We start from the raw sequence: 22,755 nt of genomic DNA, 5'->3' as shown, positions 1-22,755 counted from the left end.
CCGCGGAGGCACCCTTCTGGTCCCCGGCAATAAATGCCGGGATGACATTGGAGGGAGGGAGAGCTGGCAGAAAACACCACTGTCATTCCGGCATTTATTGCCGGAATCTAGCGCAATTCCTCCAGGATGGTGGAAGCCGGGTGTTTCCGTCAAAATCTGAAACGAGCTAAGAGCGAGGTTATGCTGCTCTTCCTCTCTCCCCGTCATTGCCCGGCCCCGTCCGGGCAGTCCAGTCCTGACGTTGAAATGACCCAGGCTTCCCCTCCCCACCCCCGCATTTTGTCAATTTGCAAGAAGACTTTAACCACCTGTAAGTTTCCCTTTAGCCAAATTTTAAGCCAGCCGCATTAGTGTGGATATTGGTTATGGTCAGGTTGAGTAGAGAGTAAAATGACCGTCCAAATGCGTCCGCGCGTGAAATACGTGATCGGTCCCGATGGCAGCCCGCTGACCATCGCCGATCTGCCGCCCAGCAATACCAAGCGATGGGTCATTCGCCGCAAGGCGGAAGTCGTCGCTGCGGTGCGTGGTGGCCTGCTGAGTCTGGAAGAGGCTTGTGAGCGCTACACCTTGAGCGTTGACGAGTTTCTCAACTGGCAGGCAGCCATCGACAAGCACGGCCTGGCCGGTCTGCGTACCACCTGGATTCAGCACTACCGCGAGGGTTGATCCCTCCGGCGCCGGACCCGGAACGCGCATCCAACTCCAAAGCCCGCCACGATCCTTCGCGGCGGGCTTTGTGTTGTGCCCGCCTCCCCGATCGCGCCTATCCTGCCCTGATGGAACCGCAACCTCCTTCCTCGCTGTCCCGGCGAAAGCCGGGACCCAGGCTCGGCCTCGACAACCATGAATGGCGCGACATGGACTCCGGCTTTCGCCGGAGAAGCGGAACAAGGAAGAGGCAGTGTCGGCAGAGCATGAATTTTGCTCCCCCCAAAAAAATAACTGAACGAATTGAACGCAATCCGTCCAATCCGTTCAATTAAGAGCGCCTTAGGGCACGCGGCTTGGCATTTCCTTCACCATTCGGCCCCTCCCGAGCGGCAAAATCTGCCCATTTTCGCAAACTGCGAGAGTTGGTTAACACCTTGTTTACCATCCGCTAGGCATATTTTGCCCACTGACGCGGCTGCTTCGGCTGACCCGCGCCGGGTATCGGGCTTTTGGGGTGCTGCGTGAATAATCTGGGGGAATTGCTGCAAAAGCTCGGGGTCGCCCGCATCTCCGCCATGGCGGTTGTTGCGGTCATGCTGGTGGGGTTCTTCGCATTCATCATCATCCGGTCCACCACCCCCCAGCTCGCGCCGCTCTATACCAATCTCGAGTTCGAGGATTCCGCCGCCATCATCGCCGAGTTGAGCGCGATGGGCACGCCGCACGAATTGCGCGCCGAGGGCGCCACCATCCTCGTGCCGCGCGACCAGATCACCGCCATCCGCATGAGCCTTGCCGAAAGCGGCCTGCCCCGGCGCGGGCAGGTAGGCTACGAGATCTTCGACCAGCAGTCGACACTCGGCGCCACGAGCTTCGTCCAAAACGTCAACCATATCCGCGCGCTCGAAGGCGAGCTTGCCCGTACCATTTCGGCCCTCGCCCGCGTCCAGAGCGCCCGCGTCCATCTGGTGCTGCCCGAGCGCGAACTGTTCCGCCGCGACGTCAAGGAGCCCTCCGCCTCCATCGTCCTCACCGTGCGCGGCCAGCTCTCGAGCGGAGAAATCCGCGCCATCCAGCATCTCGTCGCCTCGGCCATCGAAGGGCTCGTGCCCAACGCCGTCTCGATCGTCGACAGCTCCGGGACCCTGCTCGCCTCGGGGACCGGTTCCGACGAGATGAGCGTCACCGCCCAGGCCATCGAGGAACGCACGCTGGGGGTTGAAAACCGCCTGCGCACCCGGCTCGAGGAATTGCTCTCGAGCATCGTGGGTGCGGGCCGCGCCCGCGTGCAGGTCTCCGCCGAACTCGATCTCGACCGCCAGACCCGCACCTCGGAGGTCTTCGATCCCGAAAGCCAGGTCGTGCGCTCCGCCCAGACCCGGGAGACCGGCGACCAGTCGCAGGGACCCGGCAACCTCGGTGAAGTAACCGTTGCCAACGAACTTCCCGGCGCCTCCGAACAGGGCACCGAGGGCGCGGGCGGCACCTCGCATACGTCCTCGACGCTCGAGGAAACCTTCAACTACGAAATCTCGCGCACCACCGAAACCACCGTCACCGAGGCCGGGGCCGTAAAACGCCTTTCGGTCGCGGTGGTGGTCGATGGCATCTATACATACGACGCGGCGGGCAATGCCGATTACGCCCCGCGCAGCCAGGCCGAACTCGACCAGATCAACGCGCTCGTGCGTTCCGCCATGGGCTTTGATGCCGAACGCGGCGATCAGGTGGAAGTGGTCAACATGCAGTTCGCCCAGCGCCCCGACGTGACCGCTGGCACCGAGGCGCCGGGCCTGTTCGACTTCACCCGCGAAGACCTGATGCGCTTTGTCGAAATGGCTGTGACCCTGCTTATCGGGCTGGCGCTGGTGCTTTTTGTGATGCGCCCGCTGGTGAGAAAAGTGCTGGCCCCCGAAAGCCAGCCGCTGGCCCTGCCCCCGGCTGCCGCCGTTCCCGCCACCGAACTCGAAGACGATGCCGAATCCGACGCGGTCGCCGCCGCCAAGGCGCGCGAGGCGATGACCGAAGCCTGGCTCGAACAGGCCAAGACGCTGGGCGAATCCCAGGTCAAAACGCTCAGGATGGTCGGCGATCTGGTCGAGGAGAATCCCAAGCAGGCTTCGATGATCATCCGCGACTGGCTCAGTGAGGCCGCATGACCATGTCCCTGCCCGCGCCCGCCATGCTCGCCGAACCCGAAGGGCTTGCCAAAGGACTCCAGATCGGGGACCAGACCAACCAGCGCACCATGTCGGGCGACGAAAAGGCCGCCGCGCTTCTGCTTGCGCTCGGCCCCGATTTCGGCCGCCCGATCCTTGAGGAGCTCGACGAGGTGGAGATCCGCCAGCTCTCGCGCGCCATGGTTCGGCTCGGTCCGATCACCCAGGAGATGCTCGACGAACTGCTTGCCGATTTCGTCATGCACGTGTCCTCGACAGGCGCCATGGCAGGCAATTCCGACACCACCGAGCGCCTGCTGCTCTCCTTCCTGCCGCCCGACCGGGTGGACCAGATCATGGAGGAAATCCGCGGACCGGCGGGCCGCAACATCTGGGAAAAGCTCTCAAACGTTCAGGAAGACATCCTCGCAAGCTACCTGAAGAACGAATATCCCCAGACTATTGCCGTGGTCCTCACCAAGATTTCGCCCGACCACGCCAGCCGCGTTCTCTCCGTGCTCCCCGAGGAACTGGCCTTGGATGTCGTCCAGCGCATGCTTTCGATCGACCCGGTGCAAAAGGAAATCCTTGAAAAGATCGAGGCCACCCTCAGGACCGAATTCATGTCGACGCTCAGCCACACCCAGCGCCGCGACAGCCACGAGCAGATGGCTGACATCTTCAATGCCTTTGACCGCCAGACCGAAGCCCGCTTCATGACCGCGCTCGAAGAGATCAGCCGCGACAGCGCCGAGCGCATCAAGAACCTGATGTTCACCTTCGATGACCTGACACGCCTCGAATCCGCCGCCATCCAGACCCTGCTCCAGAACTTCGACCGCAAGGAACTGTCGCTGGCTCTGAAAGGCGCTTCGGACGCGGCCAAGGAATTTTTCTTTTCCAACATGTCGACCCGCGCCGCCAACATGATGCGCGACGACATGGAAGCGATGGGCGCGGTAAGGCTCAAGGACGTCGACGAGGCACAGGGTCGCATGGTCAATACCGCCAAGGACCTTGCCGCGCGCGGCGAGATTGTCATCACCAAGGGCAAGGCCGATGAGGAGATGATCCTGTGACCCCCGCCCCCGCACGTTTCAATTTCGACCTCGACCTCGCCGCCCCGGTCCGCAAGACCCGCATGGTACCCGAGGACACCCTTGAGGCCGCCATTGCCCAGGCGCGTCAGGAGGGGTTCGAGGAGGGTTTTGCAAAGGCGCGTGAAAGCGCGGGGGTCAAGTCCGCCGACGCCCTTGCCCGCGCCGCCGAAGCCCTTGCGGCGCAGGCGGCGAACGCCCTGTCGCTGGTCGCTGAAATGCAAGAGCTGCATCTTGGCGAGGCCGTATCGCTTGCCGGAACCATCGCCAAAAAACTTGCCGCCCATCTCATCGCCCGTCATCCCGAGGCCGAACTGGCCGCGCTGGTCGAGGAAAACCTTGCCTCGCTCGAAACCGCGCCGCACCTCGTCGTGCGCTGCCACCCCGATCTTTGCGATGCGCTCCGCGACGCCGCCGAAGGCCGCATGAAGACCTCGGGCTTTGCCGGCCGGCTGATCGTCATGGGCGACCCCGAAATCCGGCTGGGCGACGGCCGCATCGAATGGGCCGACGGCGGGCTGGTGCGCGACATCGGCGCCATTTCCGGCGATATCGACAAGCGCATTTCCGCCTATCTCACGGCGCGCAGCGCCAACACGCATAACGGAGGCTGACCATGGCCGATCCAGAAGACGGCGACGTCCAGACCCAGGGCGAAGGCATAACCTTCGAGGAAATGCTGGCCGGTGAACGCGGCGAAGAAACGGCGAGCGGCGAACGTACCGCCAGCGACCTTGAAGCCGTGTTCGATGTGCCCGTGCGCCTCTCGGTTGTCCTTGGGCGCACGCGGATGCCCGTCGCCAAGCTGCTCAAGATGGATGTCGGCTCCGTCGTGGAGCTCGACCGTCAGGTGGGCGAAGCCATCGACATCTACGTCAACGACCGGCTCGTTGCCCGTGGAGAAATCGTATTGGTCGAAGGTCGGCTCGGCGTCACCATGACCGAAATCGTCAAGGCCGCCTGAGGGAGAACGAGCTATGCGTCTGTTGATAATCGGGTCCCTTGAAGGGCAGTTGAGCGAAGCCAGCAAGATGGCCATGGATGGCGGGGCCAAGGTCGCCCACGCCGGAGGTATCGAGATCGCGCTGGCCGAGTTGCGCGCGGGTAAGGGCGCGGACCTGCTTTTGGTCGATGTCATGGTCGACATCCCCGCGCTGATCGCCGCGCTCGAGGCCGAGCGCATCCATATCCCGGTGGTCGCCTGCGGCACCGAGACCAACGCCGCCGCCGCGGTCAACGCCATTCGCGCCGGGGCCAAGGAATATATTCCGCTCCCCCCCGATGCCGAGCTGATCGCCGCCGTCATCGCCGCCGTCGCGCGCGAAAATTCCGATTTCCTCTTCCGCGACCCGGCCATGGCCAGGGTCGTCAAGCTCGCCGATCAGATCGCATCGTCCGATGCCTCGATATTGATCACCGGCGAGAGCGGCACCGGCAAAGAGGTGATGGCCAAATACCTCCACGCCCGCTCGCGCCGCGCTTCGCGCCCCTTCATCTCGATCAACTGCGCCGCCATCCCCGAGCACCTTCTGGAATCCGAACTGTTCGGCCACGAAAAGGGGGCCTTCACCGGCGCAGTCGCCCGCCGGATCGGCAAATTCGAGGAAGCCAATGGCGGCACGCTCCTGCTCGATGAAATCTCGGAAATGGACTTCCGGTTGCAGGCCAAGCTGTTGCGCGCCGTTCAGGAGCGCGTCATCGACCGCGTGGGCGGGACCAAACCCGTCCCGGTCGATATCCGCATCCTCGCCACCTCCAACCGGGACCTCGCGCTCGAAGTCGCCGAGGGCCGGTTCCGCGAGGACCTGTTGTTCCGCCTGAACGTCGTCAATCTCAAGCTCCCGCCCCTGCGCGAGCGCCCCGGCGACATCGTGGCGCTGGCCGAGCATTTCGTCGCGCGCTATTCGGCGGCCAACGGGCTCACCCAACGCGTCCTCTCCCAGAGCGCCCGCGACGAACTGGTCAAGGCCCCCTGGCAGGGCAACGTCCGCGAGCTTGAAAATACCCTCCACCGCGCCGTGCTGCTCTCGCAAGGCAACGTCATCGAACCCGACGCCATCCGCATGCCGGACGGGACCGAGCTGACCGAGGCGGTGCGCCACAACGCGCTCGCAGCCCACGCCGCCCAGACCGCCGACGCCGTCACCCGCGCCATGGTCGGGCGCACCGTTGCCGATGTCGAACGCGAACTGATCCTCGATACGCTCGATCATTGCCTGGGCAACCGTACCCATGCCGCCAACATCCTCGGCATCTCCATCCGGACGCTGCGGAACAAGCTCAATCAATACGCCGAGGAAGGAGTGCCCATCCCCGCCCCCGGCGAACACAGATTTAGCGTCGCATGACCATCGCGGCGCCCCTCGCACCCCCACCGCCCGCGACGCCCGGGTCGCGGGGTGTGAGTGCGGGCGCCGCAACCAGACCGCCCACGCCTCCCGGAACAGCACCCAATACAATGACGCAATCAACAGCAAGCGCCCCCCGGACAGGCAGTCTCGGCAAGATCGGCGAAATCATCGAGATTGTCCGTCAGTCCAATGCCGGGCTGGCGATCGGCGTCGTTGCCATCATCGCGGTTCTGGTCCTGCCCATGCCCGCGATCCTGCTCGACATGCTGCTGGCGCTGAGCTTCGTGTTTTCGGTAATGATCCTGATGACGGCGCTGTTCATCCAGACGCCGCTTGAATTTTCCTCCTTCCCGACCGTATTGCTGGTCGCGACCATGTTCCGCTTGGCGCTCAACCTTGCCTCGACCCGCCTGATCCTGGGCGACGGACACACCGGCACCGCCGCTGCCGGCCAGGTCATCGAGGCGTTCGGCAATTTCGTCACGCGCGGCAATTTCATCATCGGGATGATCGTCTTTTCGATCATCCTGATCGTCAATTTCATCGTCATCACCAAAGGGTCGGGCCGCATCGCGGAAGTGGCGGCGCGCTTCAACCTCGACGCCATGCCCGGCAAGCAGATGGCCATCGACGCCGATCTTTCCGCCGGGCTGATCGACGAGACCGAAGCCAAGACCCGCCGCAAGACGCTCGAAGACGAAAGCGCCTTTTTCGGCGCCATGGACGGCGCTTCCAAATTCGTACGCGGCGAGGCCATCGCCTCGCTGCTCATCACCTTCATCAACATCATCGCCGGCATCATCATCGGCACCATGCAGATGGGCATGGAACTTGGCCAGGCGAGCACCCAGTATACCCTCCTCACCATCGGCGACGGGCTCGTCGGCCAGATCCCGGCGGTCATCGTCTCGATTTCGGCGGGTATGCTGGTTTCCAAAGCCGGCGTCACCGGTTCGGCCAACCGGGCGCTTGCCACCCAGTTCACCGGCTACCCCGCCGCGCTCGGCATGTCCTCGGGCGTCATGTTCCTGATGGCCATGGTTCCCGGGATGCCGCTCATTCCCTTTGCGCTGCTCGGCGGGGCCACCGGCTATCTGGCATGGACCTCCCGCAAGCAGAAGGAAGCGCAAAGGCAGGAGACTGAACGGGCCGCGGCGGTCGAGCACGCCGCCATTGCCGCCGCCCCGGCCGAACCGCCCATCACCGATGCCCTCAAGATGGATGAATTGAAGCTCGAACTGGGCTATGGCCTGCTCGGCCTCGTCAAGGAGGACGATACCGGCACCGACCGCCTGACCGAGCAGATCAAGGCCCTGCGCCGCCAACTCGCCGTCGAACTGGGTTTCGTGATGCCTGCCGTACGCATCCTCGACAACATGCAACTCGAACCCAATGTCTACAAGGTCAAGATCAAGGAGGTCGAGGCCGGGCACGGCGAGGTTCATGCCAACCAGTTGATGGTCATGGACCCGATGGGCAACCCCATCGCCCTCCCCGGCCAGCACACGGTCGAGCCCACCTTTGGCCTGCCCGCCACATGGATCGATGCGGCCTTGCGCGACGAGGCGGAAGTGGCCGGGCTCACCATCGTCGATCCATCGACGGTGATCTCCACCCATCTCACCGAAGTCTTGAAGGCCAATACCGCCGACCTTTTGAGCTACGCCAACGTCCAGTCCCTCTTGACGGGCATCTCCAAGGACCAGCAAAAGCTCGTCGAGGATATCGTGCCCTCGCTCATCACCGTCTCGGGCATCCAGCGCGTATTGCAGGGTCTTCTGGCCGAGCGCGTCTCGATCCGCGATCTGTCGACCATCCTCGAGGGGATCGCGGAAGTCGCGGGCTCGGCGCGCAATACTGGCCAGATCATCGAGCACGTCCGTGCCCGTCTCGCCCGCCAGATCTGCGCGGCCAATCTCGCCCATGACGGCACCCTGCCGCTTCTGACCCTCTCGCCCAACTGGGAGCGCGATTTCGCCGAAGCCATGGTGGGCGACGGCGAGGACCGCCACCTCGCCATGGCACCCTCAAAACTCCAGCAGTTCATCGTCGGCATCCAGGGCGCCTTTGAAAGCGCCGCGCAAATGGGCGAAATCCCCGTCCTCATCACCTCCCCCCACATCCGCCCCCACATCCGCGCCATCATCGAACGCTTCCGCCCGCAAACCGTGGTGCTCAGCCAGAACGAAGTGCACCCACGCATCAAGCTGCGCACGGTGGGGAGTGTGTAACTCTCCCTCGCTGTCCCGGCGAAAGCCGGGATCCACAACGCGGCATCCGCAACCCTTGATGGTGGAGCTTGGACCCCGGCTTTCGCCGGGGAAGCGATGGGAAAATCGCGGCCGCCCTACCGCCCCTGCATATCCCTCAGCGCCGCCATGCGCTCGCTGACCGGGCCGGGCAGAGCGGCACCCGCCTCTTCAAAATCCTCGCCGGCGAATTTGCGGATACGGTCGAACAGGCTTTCCTCCGCATCGTCCTTCGCATCGGAATCCCCCGCATAAACGATTTCAGCGACGTCCGATGCGATCGCCTCGAGCCGGGCCCGCAATCCTCCGGCATCCTGCCGCCCGTTGCGCCAGTCGCGTACCGCGCTTTCCTGAAGGGCGAGGACATTGGCCTTGAGCGTTTCGAGCTGATCCTCATCCCACAACGTATCGGCCAGAAGCTGTGGCGCGGTCTCGGTGCTTTCGATCTGGGATTCCGCCAGAAGCGCGCTCAGCCGGCTTTCGGCGCCCGCGATTCGCGCTTCGGCCTTGCGCAACTCCACCCGCGCCTCGCTGTCGGGATCGTCCTTGGCCGAGAGCGTATCGCGCAACATGGCGATTGCGTTGTCCTTGAGCCCGCGCTTTTGCTTCTCGATCCGCCTGAGCAGCATCCGCGCCTGTTCCTCGAGATAGGAATTGCGCTGGCGTTCGATATTGAGCGCAGTCAGAAGGTCCTCGACATCGGCCCGATAATCGCCCGAAAGCGTATCCGCGCCGACCGGATCGGGCCGCTCGGGCACCAGCGCCTCATCGATATCGGAGAGGTCGACATCGGCCTGCCGCAACCGCGCCGCCAGCGCCGCGCCGTCGCGTTCGAGATCGCGGATGCGCACGATCAGTTCCTGCTCGCGCACCTTGTAGGATTCGATGGTCGAAAACTGCTCGTCGCGCTCGGTACGCAAGGCCCGCAATTCGGTCGCCGCCGCGTCGAGCGCCACGATCTGCTGGGCCATGCGCTCGCGCAAGCCGGCCACCCGCATTTCGAGCCGCCGCACCGCAATCGCGTGCTCGGCACGCAGGCGATCCTTGTCGGCCCGGAACTCGCTCAGGGTTACAGGAGTCGCCGCCTCGATACGGCGGCGCGTCAGCCGGACGGCGCGATTCCATATGGCGGGCCCGATCGCAAGGGCGATGAGCCCGGCGGCCAGGAATCCCAACACGAAATACATGATGTATTCGATGATCATATGACCGTCTATCCGCTCACCGGAGGTGCGTTTAACACCAGTTTCCGTGCCCGCGGCAACAGGCACCGGTTGAAAAAACACCTTAAAGGAAGCGGCGCGTGTCGTCACGCATGGCTTGCGGTAACGTTACTGGCCTCAACGGATCGTGCTCAGAACGGGTTCCAGGTCGGCTCGCGGGTGAAGTTGAGATAGCCCACAGAGACACCCGCCCTAATCCCGATGCCCGAGCTGATCGGCACGACATAGACATTGTCGCGCCTCAACGCGGTCATGCCGAGCCCGCCCACCGCATAGATGGAGCCATCCACGCCCGGATAGCGGTCGAACACCGCATCGACCGAGGGCAGGTTGTAAACCAGCATCATCACTCGGCTGCCATCCGCACCCACATCGAGCCCCAGGCTTGGCCCCTGCCAGAAAATATTGTGGGTGCCCGCATTGCGGGTGTACATCGTGCCGTCGCCATAGCGCGCGCCGATAAACAGCGCCCCGCCGCCCTCCTGCCCCAGAATATAGGCGTTGGGCTGGCCGTATTCGTTGAAGGCCCGCTCGACCAGCGAGGCGAGCCCCTGAGCGACCGAGCCGAAGAACTGGTGGCCCGCCGACATGATTTCGTCGGACGTATAGGTTTCCGACAACGAGCCCTGCTGGGCCTGTGCGGACACGGTGAAGCCAAGGCTGGCCAAGACAACGACCATTGCCATCAAGAGGCGATTGAACATGATTCCTGCTGCTCCCACTACGCGCTTTGCAATTGCCCCCGCAAAGTGTGCCCGGTTAACCGGGAGCACACGTCCTTGGGTTAGTCTCCAAAGCCGTCCGCCCCCAGACGTTTATCGGTTCACTAAGGCGATCATGCGGCAAATAGGTAAACAAATCTTAACCCTTACAAAACGTTACGCGGTTTTGTTGTGCCTGGTTCTCGCCGCCGCGGCCACCGCTCCGGCCGCCGCGCAGAGCAAGGGCACGGTGGTCGATTTCCTGACCGGGGTGGCGATCTCGGGTTACGATCCGGTCTCCTATTTCACCGAGCCCGAACCTTTGCTCGGCAGCGCGCTCTATGAATACGAGTGGAACGGCGTGCCCTGGTATTTCGCGACCCAGGCCAACCGCGATATCTTCATCGACGCGCCCGAAGTCTATGCCCCGCTGTTCGGCGGGCATTGCGCCATGTCGATGGCGCGGGGCTTTCTCTCCGACAGCAATCCCACGATCTATCGCATCGTCGAGGACCGGCTGGTGTTGTTTTATTCGGTGGGCAACCGCGAAGCCTTCGACATCGCCCGTCCCACCATGTTCACCCGCGCGGTGACGAACTGGCAGGCGCTGCCCGACCATCCCGCGCGCGCCGAAAACTGATCATAAGACCGTCCGGCCCTCACCTCGGCGTTGTCTGGACGCGGCCGGAATGTAAAGTGCCCTATTATTGATTCGCAAAAACCGCCCGGCGGGAGGCAAAAGACCCATGAGCACCATCGTTGAACTGCAGGCGGCCGACCTGGCCGCGCTCTTGTGCTCGCGCGTCTGCCACGACCTCATCAACCCGGTCGGCGCCATCGGCAACGGGCTTGAGGTGCTCGCCGATCCCAGCCAGACCGATATGCAGGCCTTCGCCAAGGAGTTGATCGAGAACTCCACCCGACAGGCCCGCGCCAAGCTCGAATTTGCCCGCCTCGCCTTTGGCGCTTCCTCCACGGCGGGCACCGACATCGACACGCGCGAAGCCGAGCGCGTGGCCAGCCTTTACATGAGCGCGGTCGAAAAAGCTCAACTCGAATGGAAGATCGCGCCCATGTTCCTGCCCAAGAACAAGGCCAAGATGCTGCTCAACATGCTGCTGATCGCCGTAGGCGGCGTGCCGCGCGGGGGCAATGTCGCCGTCGAGATCGAGGGCGAACCGGGCCGCGAACGCATCACCATCACGGCTACCGGCCCCAAGGTGCTGATCCCCAACGGCGTCCCCGCGCTTCTCGCCGGCACCCCCGAGGACGGCAATGTCGACGCCCGCGCCATCCAGCCCTTTTACACCGGCCTCCTGGCCCGCCTCACCCACATGGGCATCAACATCGCCCTCGATGGCGAAGTCCTGCGCTTCACCGCCGACCCGCTGCCGAGGGATATTGATTAGGCCGTATCGATATTTAGCTTCTTTGGCTGACATCGCAGCACCCCTCACCCCCAGCCCCTCTCCCTCAAGGGGAGAGGGGGGCTCAAGAGCCGATACATCCAAGGAGTCCCCTTCTCCCCTTGAGGGAGAAGGTGGGCTTTCGCGCAAGCGAAAGGTCGGATGAGGGGTGCGCGGTGCAAACCACAAGCATGGAATATCCGGGCAGCTTGGAGGCGCTAAACCTTCGCTAACCTATCCCCTATAGGCTTTCTCCATACCGTCACCCCGGGGAGAAAAGCGATGAAATCGTGCCTGATCGTTGATGACTCGAGCGTCATCCGCAAGGTCGCGCGCCGCATTCTCGAGGATATGGATTTTATCGTGGACGAGGCCGAAGACGGTCAGGAAGCCTATGACAAATGCACCCGCGAGATGCCCGACGTCATCCTGCTCGACTGGCAGATGCCCGTAATGGGCGGACTCGAATTTTTGAAGGCGCTGCGCGGCTACAATGGCGGCGATCGTCCCAGGGTCGTTTATTGCCTCACCGAACGCGACATCGGCCAGATCGCCATGGCCCGCAAGGCCGGGGCCGATGACCACATGCTCAAGCCTTTCGACCAGGCAATGCTGGAGGAAAAGTTCCAGCCCTACGCCTGAATGATGCGCCCGGACTGACGGTCCTTGAGATTGGCCAGCATCCGCCACACGATCAGCTTGTGGAACGGATAGACGGCAACAAGATAAAGCCGCCCCAGCCAGTTGTGCGGATGCACCCATGTGGTGATCGCCGCATGGTCCCTGGGCTCGCGCGTCCTGATCACCGACACCCGGAAGTTGAGATGCACGTCATCGGTGCCGAAGGTAATTTCTTCCTCGGAGACGAAATCGATGGCGAACACGCCCTCATAGCGTCCCGAAACCAGATCCTCCCGCGTCGGTGGCGCATATCCGTGCGCCTCCCCGGTGTTGATCCCGAAAGGCCGGACCAGCGCATTGCGCATCCACAAGAGCGCCAGCACCCATTTGGGCATGGTGAAAAAGGTGATGATCGCAATATCGGCGGCCTGAAGCGAGCCATCGGCAACGGGCGCGATCTGGCTGTCGAGGAAATCGCCTTCCTGGAAATGACGCATCAACGCGCCGGTCTGGGGATACCGAAATCGCCGGGCCACGTCACACGGCTCCTCAACTGCTGCACCGACAGAACCCTACCCTCAGACGATGCATCAGGCATCTGACCCGATGTCGCAGCCGCATGTGAGGGAAACGATAACCGACTGACCTATAAATGAAATTCTTCTTCATTGTGCGAAATCGTCGCAATCATCGTTATGTCCCATTCAGCGCAAATCTGCGTGAAACGGGGCGCGGAACCACCCTGGGCATGCTATCGTTTACCCAATTGCCGCTTCCATCGCCGGGAGGACAGCATGGCATTCACCTCAACCGAACACATTAAAACCACCCCAATTCCCGCCGATACGGTCCGGCATATAACGCTGGCCGATGTCGGGGAGGCATTGGGCAAGGGCGTGAGCGATTTCTGGGACAAGCCGTCCCACTATCTATTTCTCGTTCTCATCTATCCCATCGTGGGGATCGTGCTCACCGTTTGGACAACGGGGGGCGATCTGTTTCGGCTGCTCTATCCCCTGGCGACAGGTTTCGCGCTGCTCGGACCGCTCGCCGGTCTGGGGCTCTATGAGATCAGCCGCAGGCGCGAACAGAGCCTTGAGAGCCATGGCGCTTACGCCTTCCTTGTGCTCAGATCGCCCGCGCTCGGTTCGATCGTCGTGCTGGGGCTGATGCTGGCGGCGTGCTTCGTCCTCTGGCTCATGGCGGCCAACGCGCTCTACCTGTTTTATTTCCGCACCGACCCACCCGCAACGCTCATCGCGCTCGTCGGGGAAACACTTACCACCCCGCGCGGTTGGGGCCTGTTGATGTGGGGCAACCTGGCAGGCTTCTGCTTTGCCCTGTTCGTCCTGCTGACCACGGTCATCGCCTTCCCGCTGCTGCTCGACCGCGGTGGTAGCGCCTGGCGCGGCATCGAAACCTCAATCCGTGCCTTCACGGCCAGTCCCCTCCAGTTTCTGGCGTGGGGTCTCGTCGTCGCGGTCCTGCTGTTCGTCGGCTCGCTGCCCTTCTTTGTCGGGCTTGCCATCGTCCTGCCCGTTCTCGGACACGCGACATGGCATCTTTACCGCAAGGCGGTGGTGTAGGGGGCGTCTGCCGCTGGCATCGCAGCCCCCTCATCCGACCTTTCGCTCGCGCGAAAGCCCACCTTCTCCCACGAGGGGAGAAGGATATTCCGTGGATATTTCGGCTCTTGAGCCCCCTCTCCCCTCGTGGGAGAGGGGCCGGGGGTGAGGGGGCAGCGATGCTGCCTCAAGCGCTGAAGCTCAAACAAAAAGCCCCGCGCGGGAGGATCGCGCGGGGCTTTTTGCCAGAACTTTTAGTAAAGCGTCAGGCGCTTTCGGCCATATCGTTGTCTTCGGGCTCGCGCAGCACATAGCCGCGGCCCCAGACGGTCTCGATGTAATTCTTGCCGGCTGTCGCCACCGAGAGCTTCTTTCTGAGCTTGCAGATGAAGACGTCGATGATCTTGAGTTCGGGCTCGTCCATACCGCCATAAAGGTGGTTGAGGAACATTTCCTTGGTGAGCGTTGTGCCCTTGCGCAGCGAGAGCAGCTCCAGCATCTGGTATTCTTTGCCCGTCAGGTGTACGCGCTGCCCGCCGACTTCGACCGTCTTGGTGTCGAGGTTGACCGAAAGATCGCCGGTGTTGATGACCGACTGGGCGTGGCCCTTGGAGCGGCGCACGATGGCGTGGATGCGGGCGACCAGTTCGTCCTTGTGGAAGGGCTTGGTCATGTAGTCGTCGGCGCCGAAGCCGAGACCGCGCACCTTGTCCTCGATGCCCGCAAGGCCCGAAAGGATGAGGATGGGGGTCTGAACCTTCGCAACCCTTAAGGTGCGCAGCACTTCATACCCGCTCATGTCGGGAAGATTGAGGTCAAGCAAAATGATGTCGTAATCATAGAGCTTGCCAAGATCGACACCTTCCTCGCCGAGATCCGTGGTGTACACGTTGAAACTCTCGGATTTGAGCATCAACTCGATGCTCTGCGCCGTTGCGCTGTCGTCCTCTATCAAGAGCACACGCATGCCAATCCCCTTAACCTTAGGTTCCTACTGGAACCGGGTGCCGCCGTCCGTGGCCCGCAACCCTTAACCAAACCCTACTGGGTACGATTCGAACCTACCGGCAATTAGTTAACAGAATCTGATTCAGACGGGCAATATGCGAGGGATATTAACACAAAAATGAACTAACCATTTGAAATTAAATAAAAAACAGTAATAAATTTTCTTAATGTATAGCCTTAAGAAATCCCTAGAACCGACTCTAGGGACTCGGCGAACGACCAACCATGGCAGGAAAAGGCGCAAAGCGGGCGCGGCGAGAAAAAATTTACTCAACATCGCACAATATCGCGCCAGCCTTAACAATGGGTTACCAATGTCGCGTAAACAGGGATGCGAATCGTTCCATCCCCGGAGAATCGCCGGTGCGTTCGCTGATCGCCGATATCGACGCCATAGACGAAATCGAAGTCTTTGGCCGGGTCAAGACCGTCCAGGGCCTGCTCATCGAAGTGGTTGGCCCGGTGCGTGAATTGCGCGTGGGCGGCCGCGTCTTCATCGAAAGCCAGAACGGGACGACGCTCACCTGCGAAATCATCGGGTTCCGCGACGGCCTGGCGCTGTGCCTGCCCTTTGGCCCCGTCGAGGGCATACGGCTGGGCTGCAAGGCGGTGTTCGCCGGCCATGACGGGGCCGTTTATCCCGATGAAAGCTGGCTGGGCCGCGTCATCAACGCCGAAGCCGAACCCATCGATGGCGGCCCGGCGCTGCTGCGCGGCGCCCAACCCTATGGGCTGCGCAGCACCCCCCTGCCCGCCCACGAACGCGCCCGCGTGGGCAACCCGATCGATCTGGGCGTGCGGTGCCTCAATACCTTCACCACGTGTTGCGAAGGCCAGCGCATGGGCATTTTTGCCGGTTCGGGCGTAGGCAAATCGGTGCTCATGTCGATGCTCACCCGCAACACCGACGTCGATGTCGCCATTGTCGGGCTGATCGGCGAGCGCGGACGCGAGGTGCAGGAATTCATCACCGAATATCTGGGCGAAGCCGGCATCAAGCGCGCCATCGTCATCGTCGCGACCTCCGACGAACCCGCGCTGATGCGCCGCCAGGCCGCTTATCTCACCATGACGCTGGCCGAATATTTCCGCGACCGGGGCAAGCGCGTCCTGTGCATGATGGACAGCCTCACCCGTTTTGCCATGGCCCAGCGCGAGATCGGGCTGGCCACCGGCGAGCCGCCCACCGCCAAGGGCTACCCCCCGACCGTCTTCACCGAGTTGCCGCGCCTGCTCGAGCGCGCCGGACCCGGATTGGTTAATTCAGGCTCCGTTACCGGTCTATTTACCGTTTTGGTGGAAGGTGATGATCACAACGAGCCCATCGCGGATGCCGTCCGGGGCATTCTTGATGGACACATTGTCATGGAACGGGCCATTGCCGAGCGGGGACGTTATCCCGCGATCAATGTGCTGCGCTCCGTCTCGCGGACCATGCCGGGCTGCGTGCCGGAAGATTTCCGGCCCACACTCGCAAAGGCACGCGAACTGATGTCGGTTTTCGCCGACATGGAGGAACTGATCCGGCTGGGGGCATACCGGAAAGGATCGGATCCCAAGGTTGACCGCGCCATCGCGCTCAACCCCGCGCTGGAGGCGTTTTTGAGCCAGAGCGGGGATGAACGCACCTCTATCGCCGACGGCTACAATCTGCTGGCGGCCATATTGGAGACCGGTGGCGGGGGAGACTCGGCTTGATGTGTAAGGAGTACAAGTCATGAAGTCGAAGAGCGCGAGCCTGATCCGTCTCAAGAAGTTCCAGGTGGACGAGAAGCGCCGCCAGGTGCTGCAGATCGAAACCATGGTCGCCGATTTCGAGCGCATGGCCGCCGAACTGGACCAGCAGATCGAGATCGAGCATCAGAAAACCGGCATCTCCGATGTCGCGCACTTCGCCTATTCGACCTTCGCCAAGGCCGCCATCACCCGCCGGGACAATCTGGTCAACTCCGCCAACGACATGCGCGGCAAACTCGAAGCAGCCCAGGACGAACTGGCCGAAGCGATCGAGGACCTGAAGAAAGTCGAACTGCTCGACGCGCGCGAAACCGCCCGCGAGGAAGCCGAGCAACTCAAGCGCGAGCAGGCCGAATACGACGAGATCGGTCGCCTGCGCTATCGCCGCTGAGCCCAGGCCAACCGCATGCCCCTCAAAAAACACGGGCGAAGGGCAGGACAGCGCATCAGGCGTTAGAACATTTTTGCTCAAACCTGCCACCATTGCCTTCCACACGCGAAAAACCGGTTTTTGACGATCGAGATCGCGCCATCCGCGATTGACGGGCGCAAACTTGTTCTATTCCCTATCGTTGAAACACCCGCGTTGATGGAGCGTCTGGCGCCATGTTCGTTTCGGTCTTCGATGTCTTCAAGATCGGCGTGGGCCCCTCATCGTCCCATACGATGGGACCGATGTTGGCGGCTGCCCGCTTTCTTGAGCGCCTGCGCGATATCGAACCCCGGCCCGGCACGCGCCTCGAGGCGACCCTTTACGGCTCGCTGGCCTATACCGGCATCGGCCACGGCACCGTCGATGCCGTCCTTGCCGGCTGCCTGGGGTTCACCCCGGAAGACTACGACAAGGAACGCGCGCAGGCCGCCATTGCCGATCTTTATGCGCGCAAGGCGATTGCCCCCGGCCATGGCTGGCGCATTGCCCTTGATCCGGAAACCGGTCTCGTGCTCGAAAAAAAGGTGCGGCTCGACGCCCATCCTAACGGCATGCGCTTTGCGCTGGTCGACGAAAGCGGCGCGCCGGTCATCGAGGAAACCTATTTTTCCATAGGCGGCGGCTTCATCAACACCGCCGCCGAAATGGAAGCGGGCGAGGGGCCCGCTTCGCCATCCATGTCGGTCCCCTACCCTTTTGCCAACGCCGCCGAAATGCTGCTCATGGGCAGCGAATCCGGCCTCACGGTCGCCCGGATGAAGCACGCTAACGAGCAGGCCCATCTTGAGCGCGACGCCTTTTCAGCACGGCTCCTCAACATCTGGGCGGTGATGAACCGCTGCATCGACCGTGGCCTTGCAGCCGAGGGCGAGTTGCCGGGCGGCTTGCGCGTCAAGCGCCGGGCCCGCGCGCTTTATAACAACCTCACCAGCCATGCAGGACGCAACGACGTGCCGCTCCATTCGGCCATTGACTGGCTTTCGGCCTATGCCATGGCGGTCAACGAGGAGAACGCAGCGGGCGGGCAGGTCGTCACCGCCCCCACCAACGGCGCGGCGGGCGTCATCCCGGCGGTCATCCGCTATTATATCGACCACGTTCCCGGCGCGCGCGAGGACAAGATCCCCGACATGCTGCTGACCGCCGCCGCCATCGGCGGGCTCATCAAGTACAACGCCTCCATTTCCGGAGCCGAAGTGGGCTGTCAGGGCGAAGTTGGCTCGGCCTCAGCCATGGCCGCCGCCGCGCTTTGCGCCGCGCTCGGCGGCACCAACGCCCAGATCGAAAACGCCGCCGAAATCGCCCTCGAACACCATCTGGGCATGACCTGCGACCCCATCAGGGGGCTCGTGCAGATCCCTTGCATCGAGCGCAACGGCATGGGCGCGGTCAAGGCTGTCGCCGCCGCATCGCTGGCCATGCAGGGCGACGGCACCCACATCGTCTCTCTCGATGCCTGCATCGAAACCATGCGCCAGACCGGCCGCGACATGGACGAGCGCTACAAGGAAACCTCGCTGGGCGGGCTGAGCGTTGCGGTGCCAGACTGCTGAGGGACAGGAAAAGTTGCAGACTTTTCCGGTTCGACCGCACGACAAACAACAGGTTAGGGCATGATCCAGAGACGTTCGGGTTCTGGCGGAATAGCTGAACACCCCGTGTTTGCAGAAGCATTGGTCTGGACCCCGGTAATGAATACCGGGGTGACGTTGGAGCAAGGGTGATCTTTGCCAAAAACTCCATTGTCATTCCGGGACTCGTTCCCGGAATTCAGCGCGATCCCGCCACAACCGCCAGACTGTCGAACTGCCCTATTCCGCTACCACCGCAATCCCGCTCACGATCTCGCCGCTTTCTCCATCATAAAGGCGGATCATGGTTTCCTCACCCAGCCGGTAGGCCACCATCACAAGCCCATCCTGCGCCATGGCGGAAATCACCTCGGCGCCCGCCGGCACGCTGACGCTTTCCAGCGCAAAGGCCGCGCCCGGATTTGAGGTCATCGTCGAGAGCCGATAGACAACCACCCCCGCAATCGTCATAAAGCCCATCAACAAGATGAGCATCGAGATCGCCGCGCGGCGGCGGGCTCGATTGATGAGAGCGAGCGCCTCGCCCTCGAGCGGGGCCTCGGTCTCCTCGGAATTGAAAGTCTGGTTCATGGCCGGCAATCCGATCGGAAATCAGGAACTGAGCACGATTGTCGCCGAGGACGAGTCCGGCACAAGGCTCGATGCGTTTCTGGCGTCCCGCTTTCCGCAATTTTCGCGCAACCGCATCAAGGACATGGTCCTTGATGGCGCGGTCAGCGTCAACGGCACGCCCAATGTGACGCCGAAATATCGCGTCAAACCCGCCGAGTCCATCACCCTTGCGGCGCCCGAGCCGGTCGATCCCGAACCGCAGGGCGAAAATATCGCACTCGATATCCTTTTCGAGGACGAGCATCTCATCGTCATCAACAAGCCCGCCGGTCTCGTTGTCCATCCCGCCCCGGGCAATGAGGACGGCACGCTCGTCAACGCGCTCATCCACCATTGCGGGAACTCCTTGCGCGGCATCGGTGGGGTCAGACGCCCCGGCATCGTCCACCGGCTCGACAAGGACACCTCAGGCGTGATCGTCGTCGCCAAGACCGAAACCGCCCATAACGGGCTTGCCGCCCAATTTGCCGACCACGGGCGCACCGGCCCGCTCGAACGCGAATATACCGCGTTCGTCTGGGGCATTCCCAACCCGCTCAGGGGCACGGTCGAAACGCTGATCGGCCGCGATCCGGGCAATCGCCTCAAGCAGGCCGTCCTGAAAACCGGCGGGCGCGAAGCGATCACCCACTATCGTGTAACGCACAAGTTCGGCGGCGATGACTTCGCCGTCGCCGAACTCGCTTGCGCACTCGAAACCGGTCGCACCCATCAGATCCGCGTCCACATAGCCCATATCGGCCACCCGCTTCTGGGCGATGCCCTTTATGGCGCAGGCTTTGCCACCAAGATCAACACACTGCCCGATTCGGCACAGACGGCTCTCCGGGTGCTGGACCGGCAGGCGCTGCATGCCGCCGTTCTCGGTTTTGCACATCCGGCAAGCGGCGAAGTAATGCGCTTCGAGGCCCCACTCCCCACCGGTATGGCCACCCTGCGCGCTGTACTCGCAACCAACGGATAGGGGCGGGGCAACGCCCGCCCCTTTCTCACGCTCAATCGAGATAGCGGTTTGTGTAATAGGTGGAAAAATCAGGCTTTTTCGCCAGCGGAACGCCATCGGCACCGATCATCGCGCCGGCCTCGAAGAGGAAATTGCCCAGTTCGATCATGAGGCTGTCGTCGAACGCCCCGATCGTCCCATCCTCCCGCGCCAGATAATTGCCCTCGATCATCACCTCCATCGATCGGCGCACCAGATCGGCCTGTTCGGCAAGTTCGGGGGCCGCCTCGATCAGCATTTCCACCGCCGCTTCGGAGTTTTCGACCGCATGGGCGTAGCCTTCCCGCGTCGCCGCGATGAACGCCTGCGCAACCTCCGGGCGCCCCTCGAGGAACGCTTCGTCGGCAGCAAGGATGATGGTATGCTGGTCGGGTACGCCGTAGTCGGCATAACGAAACGTCTCGATCTGGTGGCCCGCAAGTTCGTTCTCGACGCCCTGCCAGGTCACCACTTCGAGCGTGAAATCGATCTCGCCTGACCGCAGCGCATCATAGACCGAGCCATCGAGTGTCACGCTCTCATAGACCGGCTCGCCCTTATCATGAGCGATCATCGTGTCGATGATCGCCTTCTCCCATGTCGTGCCAAAGCCGCCATACACCCCTCCCGCGAGATCGCGCGGGCTGGAGATCGCGTCGCTACTGTAGGCGAGACGGCCGGTTTCGGTCTGGATGACGGCGAAAACGCCCACCGCGTCATGTCCCGCCGCTTTCGCGGTATAGAAATCGAGCACGCCGTACATGGCAAAATCACCAGCCTCCTGCCCGAAGGCGAAGGGCGTGATCTCGACATCCAGCCCGACCGCCTCGTAAAGCCCCAGCGCTTGCGCGACATAAAGCCCGACGAAATTGGTGTTCGGCGTCCAGTCGAGGGTCACCGAAACGGGCTCGGCCGCAAGGGCTGGAGCGGAGACGAGCGCCAGCACTGCAGCCGCGGCTGAAAGGTTCAAAACGGTCATGGGAAGGATCCTGTTGAAGGTCTGCTGCGGTTCGATCCGGACCAGTGGGACCGCCACGCGTCAAGTTTTTGCGGCAAACCGCAGGGCGATCGACCGGGCATGACGGGACAGGGTTATGCGCTGGCATTGATAAAAACCATCTCGCTCCGCTGGTATTATCCAGATCAGCTTGAGGGTTCACGGCCTGCGCCGCATCTCAGCCCCTTGCCCGGAGCACCCCTGTGGACGTCCACGCTCTAGCACCCCCGCCACGTCTGTGCAACCACGGGCAATGGTCACGCGTTGATCCTTACGGCGGAATGGATTTCGCCTCTGCAACTTATCTGCCGACAGGGGATGAAATTGCCAAATTCCGCCCTATATATACTGAGTATTGTGCCCTGCCGCATGCCGGGGGAATCGGGTGTGGCGGGCAAAAGGCGTGCCGGACAAGCTGGGCGCCGCATTTACCGAGGGGGTGCATGAATGGCCCAATCCAATCTACCGGTTCTTTCCTCCGAAAGCGGTCTTAACCGCTATCTGCAGGAAATCCGCAAATTTCCGATGCTCCACGCCGATGAGGAGTTCATGCTGGCCAAGCGCTATCAGGAACATTCCGATCCCGAGGCGGCGCAAAAGCTCATCACGTCCCATCTGCGGCTCGTGGCCAAGATCGCCATGGGCTATCGCGGCTATGGCTTGCCCATTTCCGAAGTGATTTCGGAGGGCAATGTGGGACTGATGCAGGCGGTCAAGCGCTTCGAGCCCGACAAGGGCTTCCGGCTCGCAACCTATGCCATGTGGTGGATTCGCGCCTCGATCCAGGAATATGTCCTGCGCTCGTGGTCGCTGGTCAAGATCGGCACAACCGCCGCCCAGAAACGCCTGTTCTTCAACCTGCGCCGTCTCAAGGGCCAGATCGCCGCGCTCGACGACGGCAATCTCCATCCCGATCAGGTTAAGCAGATCGCAACGACCCTCAATGTTTCCGAGGATGACGTGCTCTCGATGAATCAGCGCCTGACCGGCGACGCCTCGCTCAACGCGCCCATGCGGGCCGATGAGGGCGCAAGCCAATGGCAGGACTGGCTGGTGGACGATACGCCCGATCAGGAAGAAGTGCTCGGCGAAAGCCAGGAATTCGACGAGCGCATGAGCCTGCTCGAAGGCGCAATGGATGTGCTCAACGACCGCGAGCGCGCCATCTTCAAGGCCCGCCGCCTGCAGGAAAACCCTTCCACGCTCGAAGAGCTGGCCCAGGTTTACGACGTGAGCCGCGAGCGCATCCGCCAGATCGAGGTCCGCGCCTTTGAAAAGGTGCAGGATGCGGTGAAGCAAGCCGCGCGCGAGCAGGCGGCGCATTGATTTTTTGCGCCGTCACCGCCATGGTGCGGCTTCCCGATACTT

General features: G+C 62.5%; 22 protein-coding genes and 1 riboswitch. Of the genes, 16 read left to right on the top strand and 6 right to left on the bottom strand.

Annotated features, from left to right (window positions below):
- Nucleotides 1-390: 390 nt before the first annotated feature.
- The 7 genes from sciP (at nt 391) to flhA (ending at nt 8,492) form a co-directional block, all read left to right on the top strand.
- Nucleotides 391-669: a CtrA inhibitor SciP gene (gene sciP / locus DQG18_RS13620; protein ID WP_116654789.1), complete on the top strand. Its 279-nt coding sequence runs from the start codon at nt 391-393 to the stop codon at nt 667-669.
- Nucleotides 670-1,175: 506 nt separating this feature from the next.
- Entirely contained in the window at nt 1,176-2,813 is a 1,638-nt protein-coding gene (gene fliF / locus DQG18_RS13615) for a flagellar basal-body MS-ring/collar protein FliF (RefSeq protein WP_116654788.1), read from the top strand.
- On the top strand, nt 2,810-3,892 hold the full coding sequence (gene fliG / locus DQG18_RS13610; protein WP_198669774.1) for a flagellar motor switch protein FliG: 1,083 nt from the start codon (nt 2,810-2,812) through the stop codon (nt 3,890-3,892). The genes fliF and fliG overlap by 4 nt, the downstream gene beginning before the upstream one ends.
- Entirely contained in the window at nt 3,889-4,524 is a 636-nt protein-coding gene (locus DQG18_RS13605; protein WP_116654787.1) for a FliH/SctL family protein, read from the top strand. The genes fliG and DQG18_RS13605 overlap by 4 nt, the downstream gene beginning before the upstream one ends.
- 62 nt (nt 4,525-4,586) lie before the next feature.
- Nucleotides 4,587-4,874 (top strand): flagellar motor switch protein FliN, encoded by a 288-nt coding sequence (gene fliN, locus DQG18_RS13600; RefSeq protein WP_116654813.1) that lies wholly within the window; start codon nt 4,587-4,589, stop codon nt 4,872-4,874.
- 13 nt (nt 4,875-4,887) lie between these two features.
- Nucleotides 4,888-6,258, top strand: a complete 1,371-nt coding sequence (gene flbD, locus DQG18_RS13595; protein WP_116654786.1) for a sigma-54-dependent transcriptional regulator FlbD — start codon at nt 4,888-4,890, stop codon at nt 6,256-6,258.
- 110 nt (nt 6,259-6,368) lie between these two features.
- Entirely contained in the window at nt 6,369-8,492 is a 2,124-nt protein-coding gene (gene flhA, locus DQG18_RS13590) for a flagellar biosynthesis protein FlhA (protein WP_116654785.1), read from the top strand.
- 116 nt (nt 8,493-8,608) lie between these two features.
- On the opposite strand, the gene DQG18_RS13585 is transcribed toward flhA, so the two are convergent.
- Nucleotides 8,609-9,715, bottom strand: coding sequence for a coiled-coil domain-containing protein (locus tag DQG18_RS13585; protein WP_116654784.1), 1,107 nt, complete (start codon nt 9,713-9,715; stop codon nt 8,609-8,611).
- 149 nt (nt 9,716-9,864) lie between these two features.
- Nucleotides 9,865-10,437 carry a DUF1134 domain-containing protein gene (locus tag DQG18_RS13580; protein ID WP_116654783.1) on the bottom strand — a complete coding sequence of 191 codons (573 nt, stop codon included), beginning with the start codon at nt 10,435-10,437 and terminating at the stop codon, nt 9,865-9,867.
- A gap of 187 nt (nt 10,438-10,624) precedes the next feature.
- Here DQG18_RS13580 and DQG18_RS13575 point away from each other — a divergent pair, with 187 nt between their 5' ends.
- The 3 genes from DQG18_RS13575 (at nt 10,625) to DQG18_RS13565 (ending at nt 12,482) form a co-directional block, all read left to right on the top strand.
- Entirely contained in the window at nt 10,625-11,074 is a 450-nt protein-coding gene (locus DQG18_RS13575; RefSeq protein WP_116654782.1) for a YHS domain-containing (seleno)protein, read from the top strand.
- A gap of 106 nt (nt 11,075-11,180) precedes the next feature.
- Nucleotides 11,181-11,843 (top strand): histidine phosphotransferase ChpT, encoded by a 663-nt coding sequence (chpT, locus tag DQG18_RS13570; protein WP_116654781.1) that lies wholly within the window; start codon nt 11,181-11,183, stop codon nt 11,841-11,843.
- A 279-nt stretch (nt 11,844-12,122) separates the two neighbouring features.
- A complete protein-coding gene (locus tag DQG18_RS13565; protein WP_116654780.1) occupies nt 12,123-12,482 on the top strand; it encodes a response regulator in 360 nt (119 codons plus the stop codon).
- Here the strand turns inward: DQG18_RS13565 and DQG18_RS13560 are convergent.
- Nucleotides 12,473-12,997: a DUF2867 domain-containing protein gene (locus tag DQG18_RS13560; protein WP_157970167.1), complete on the bottom strand. Its 525-nt coding sequence runs from the start codon at nt 12,995-12,997 to the stop codon at nt 12,473-12,475. The genes DQG18_RS13565 and DQG18_RS13560 overlap by 10 nt on opposite strands.
- Before the next feature lie 258 nt (nt 12,998-13,255).
- Between DQG18_RS13560 and DQG18_RS13555 the strand changes: the two genes are divergently transcribed.
- Nucleotides 13,256-14,047 carry a DUF2189 domain-containing protein gene (locus tag DQG18_RS13555; RefSeq protein WP_116654778.1) on the top strand — a complete coding sequence of 264 codons (792 nt, stop codon included), beginning with the start codon at nt 13,256-13,258 and terminating at the stop codon, nt 14,045-14,047.
- 244 nt (nt 14,048-14,291) lie between these two features.
- Here DQG18_RS13555 and ctrA read toward each other — a convergent pair whose 3' ends face one another.
- On the bottom strand, nt 14,292-14,993 hold the full coding sequence (gene ctrA, locus DQG18_RS13550) for a response regulator transcription factor CtrA (RefSeq protein WP_116654777.1): 702 nt from the start codon (nt 14,991-14,993) through the stop codon (nt 14,292-14,294).
- Between the two features lie 404 nt (nt 14,994-15,397).
- On the opposite strand from ctrA, the gene fliI reads away from it, so the two are divergent.
- The 3 genes from fliI to DQG18_RS13535 all read left to right on the top strand — a co-directional run bounded on the left by fliI (nt 15,398) and on the right by DQG18_RS13535 (nt 18,757).
- A complete protein-coding gene (gene fliI, locus DQG18_RS13545; RefSeq protein WP_116654776.1) occupies nt 15,398-16,732 on the top strand; it encodes a flagellar protein export ATPase FliI in 1,335 nt (444 codons plus the stop codon).
- A gap of 19 nt (nt 16,733-16,751) precedes the next feature.
- On the top strand, nt 16,752-17,162 hold the full coding sequence (gene fliJ / locus DQG18_RS13540; protein ID WP_116654775.1) for a flagellar export protein FliJ: 411 nt from the start codon (nt 16,752-16,754) through the stop codon (nt 17,160-17,162).
- Between the two features lie 215 nt (nt 17,163-17,377).
- Nucleotides 17,378-18,757 (top strand): L-serine ammonia-lyase, encoded by a 1,380-nt coding sequence (locus tag DQG18_RS13535; protein WP_116654774.1) that lies wholly within the window; start codon nt 17,378-17,380, stop codon nt 18,755-18,757.
- A 258-nt stretch (nt 18,758-19,015) separates the two neighbouring features.
- Here the strand turns inward: DQG18_RS13535 and DQG18_RS13530 are convergent, their stop codons facing one another.
- On the bottom strand, nt 19,016-19,366 hold the full coding sequence (locus DQG18_RS13530) for a hypothetical protein (RefSeq protein WP_116654773.1): 351 nt from the start codon (nt 19,364-19,366) through the stop codon (nt 19,016-19,018).
- Between DQG18_RS13530 and DQG18_RS13525 the strand changes: the two genes are divergently transcribed.
- The gene (locus DQG18_RS13525; protein WP_116654772.1) at nt 19,365-20,372 is read left to right on the top strand and encodes an RluA family pseudouridine synthase; all 1,008 of its coding nucleotides are present in this window, start codon (nt 19,365-19,367) and stop codon (nt 20,370-20,372) included. The genes DQG18_RS13530 and DQG18_RS13525 overlap by 2 nt on opposite strands.
- A gap of 31 nt (nt 20,373-20,403) precedes the next feature.
- On the opposite strand, the gene DQG18_RS13520 is transcribed toward DQG18_RS13525, so the two are convergent.
- Nucleotides 20,404-21,369: an ABC transporter substrate-binding protein gene (locus tag DQG18_RS13520; RefSeq protein WP_157970166.1), complete on the bottom strand. Its 966-nt coding sequence runs from the start codon at nt 21,367-21,369 to the stop codon at nt 20,404-20,406.
- 124 nt (nt 21,370-21,493) lie between these two features.
- A riboswitch (TPP riboswitch) is annotated at nt 21,494-21,600 on the bottom strand.
- A 234-nt stretch (nt 21,601-21,834) separates the two neighbouring features.
- Here DQG18_RS13520 and rpoH point away from each other — a divergent pair.
- Nucleotides 21,835-22,713: an RNA polymerase sigma factor RpoH gene (rpoH, locus tag DQG18_RS13515; protein ID WP_116654770.1), complete on the top strand. Its 879-nt coding sequence runs from the start codon at nt 21,835-21,837 to the stop codon at nt 22,711-22,713.
- The last annotated feature ends 42 nt before the right edge of the window (nt 22,714-22,755 follow it).

It is taken from the genome of Pelagibacterium sediminicola, assembly GCF_003390885.1.
GTDB lineage: Bacteria > Pseudomonadota > Alphaproteobacteria > Rhizobiales > Devosiaceae > Pelagibacterium > Pelagibacterium sediminicola.
This window is presented reverse-complemented; position numbering and strand designations above follow the sequence as displayed.

Bases quoted from the DNA above. Each gene is read 5' to 3' on its own strand.
- ctrA (WP_116654777.1), bottom strand. From the start codon at position 14,993: ATGCGTGTGCTCTTGATAGAGGACGACAGCGCAACGGCGCAGAGCATC.
- chpT (WP_116654781.1), top strand. From the start codon at position 11,181: ATGAGCACCATCGTTGAACTGCAGGCGGCCGACCTGGCCGCGCTCTTG.
- DQG18_RS13530 (WP_116654773.1), bottom strand. From the start codon at position 19,366: ATGAACCAGACTTTCAATTCCGAGGAGACCGAGGCCCCGCTCGAGGGC.
- DQG18_RS13565 (WP_116654780.1), top strand. From the start codon at position 12,123: ATGAAATCGTGCCTGATCGTTGATGACTCGAGCGTCATCCGCAAGGTC.
- fliJ (WP_116654775.1), top strand. From the start codon at position 16,752: ATGAAGTCGAAGAGCGCGAGCCTGATCCGTCTCAAGAAGTTCCAGGTG.
- DQG18_RS13535 (WP_116654774.1), top strand. From the start codon at position 17,378: ATGTTCGTTTCGGTCTTCGATGTCTTCAAGATCGGCGTGGGCCCCTCA.
- flhA (WP_116654785.1), top strand. From the start codon at position 6,369: ATGACGCAATCAACAGCAAGCGCCCCCCGGACAGGCAGTCTCGGCAAG.
- DQG18_RS13585 (WP_116654784.1), bottom strand. From the start codon at position 9,715: ATGATCATCGAATACATCATGTATTTCGTGTTGGGATTCCTGGCCGCC.
- fliG (WP_198669774.1), top strand. From the start codon at position 2,810: ATGACCATGTCCCTGCCCGCGCCCGCCATGCTCGCCGAACCCGAAGGG.
- rpoH (WP_116654770.1), top strand. From the start codon at position 21,835: ATGGCCCAATCCAATCTACCGGTTCTTTCCTCCGAAAGCGGTCTTAAC.
- DQG18_RS13525 (WP_116654772.1), top strand. From the start codon at position 19,365: ATGGCCGGCAATCCGATCGGAAATCAGGAACTGAGCACGATTGTCGCC.
- flbD (WP_116654786.1), top strand. From the start codon at position 4,888: ATGCGTCTGTTGATAATCGGGTCCCTTGAAGGGCAGTTGAGCGAAGCC.
- fliN (WP_116654813.1), top strand. From the start codon at position 4,587: ATGCTGGCCGGTGAACGCGGCGAAGAAACGGCGAGCGGCGAACGTACC.
- DQG18_RS13580 (WP_116654783.1), bottom strand. From the start codon at position 10,437: ATGTTCAATCGCCTCTTGATGGCAATGGTCGTTGTCTTGGCCAGCCTT.
- DQG18_RS13555 (WP_116654778.1), top strand. From the start codon at position 13,256: ATGGCATTCACCTCAACCGAACACATTAAAACCACCCCAATTCCCGCC.
- sciP (WP_116654789.1), top strand. From the start codon at position 391: ATGACCGTCCAAATGCGTCCGCGCGTGAAATACGTGATCGGTCCCGAT.
- DQG18_RS13520 (WP_157970166.1), bottom strand. From the start codon at position 21,369: ATGACCGTTTTGAACCTTTCAGCCGCGGCTGCAGTGCTGGCGCTCGTC.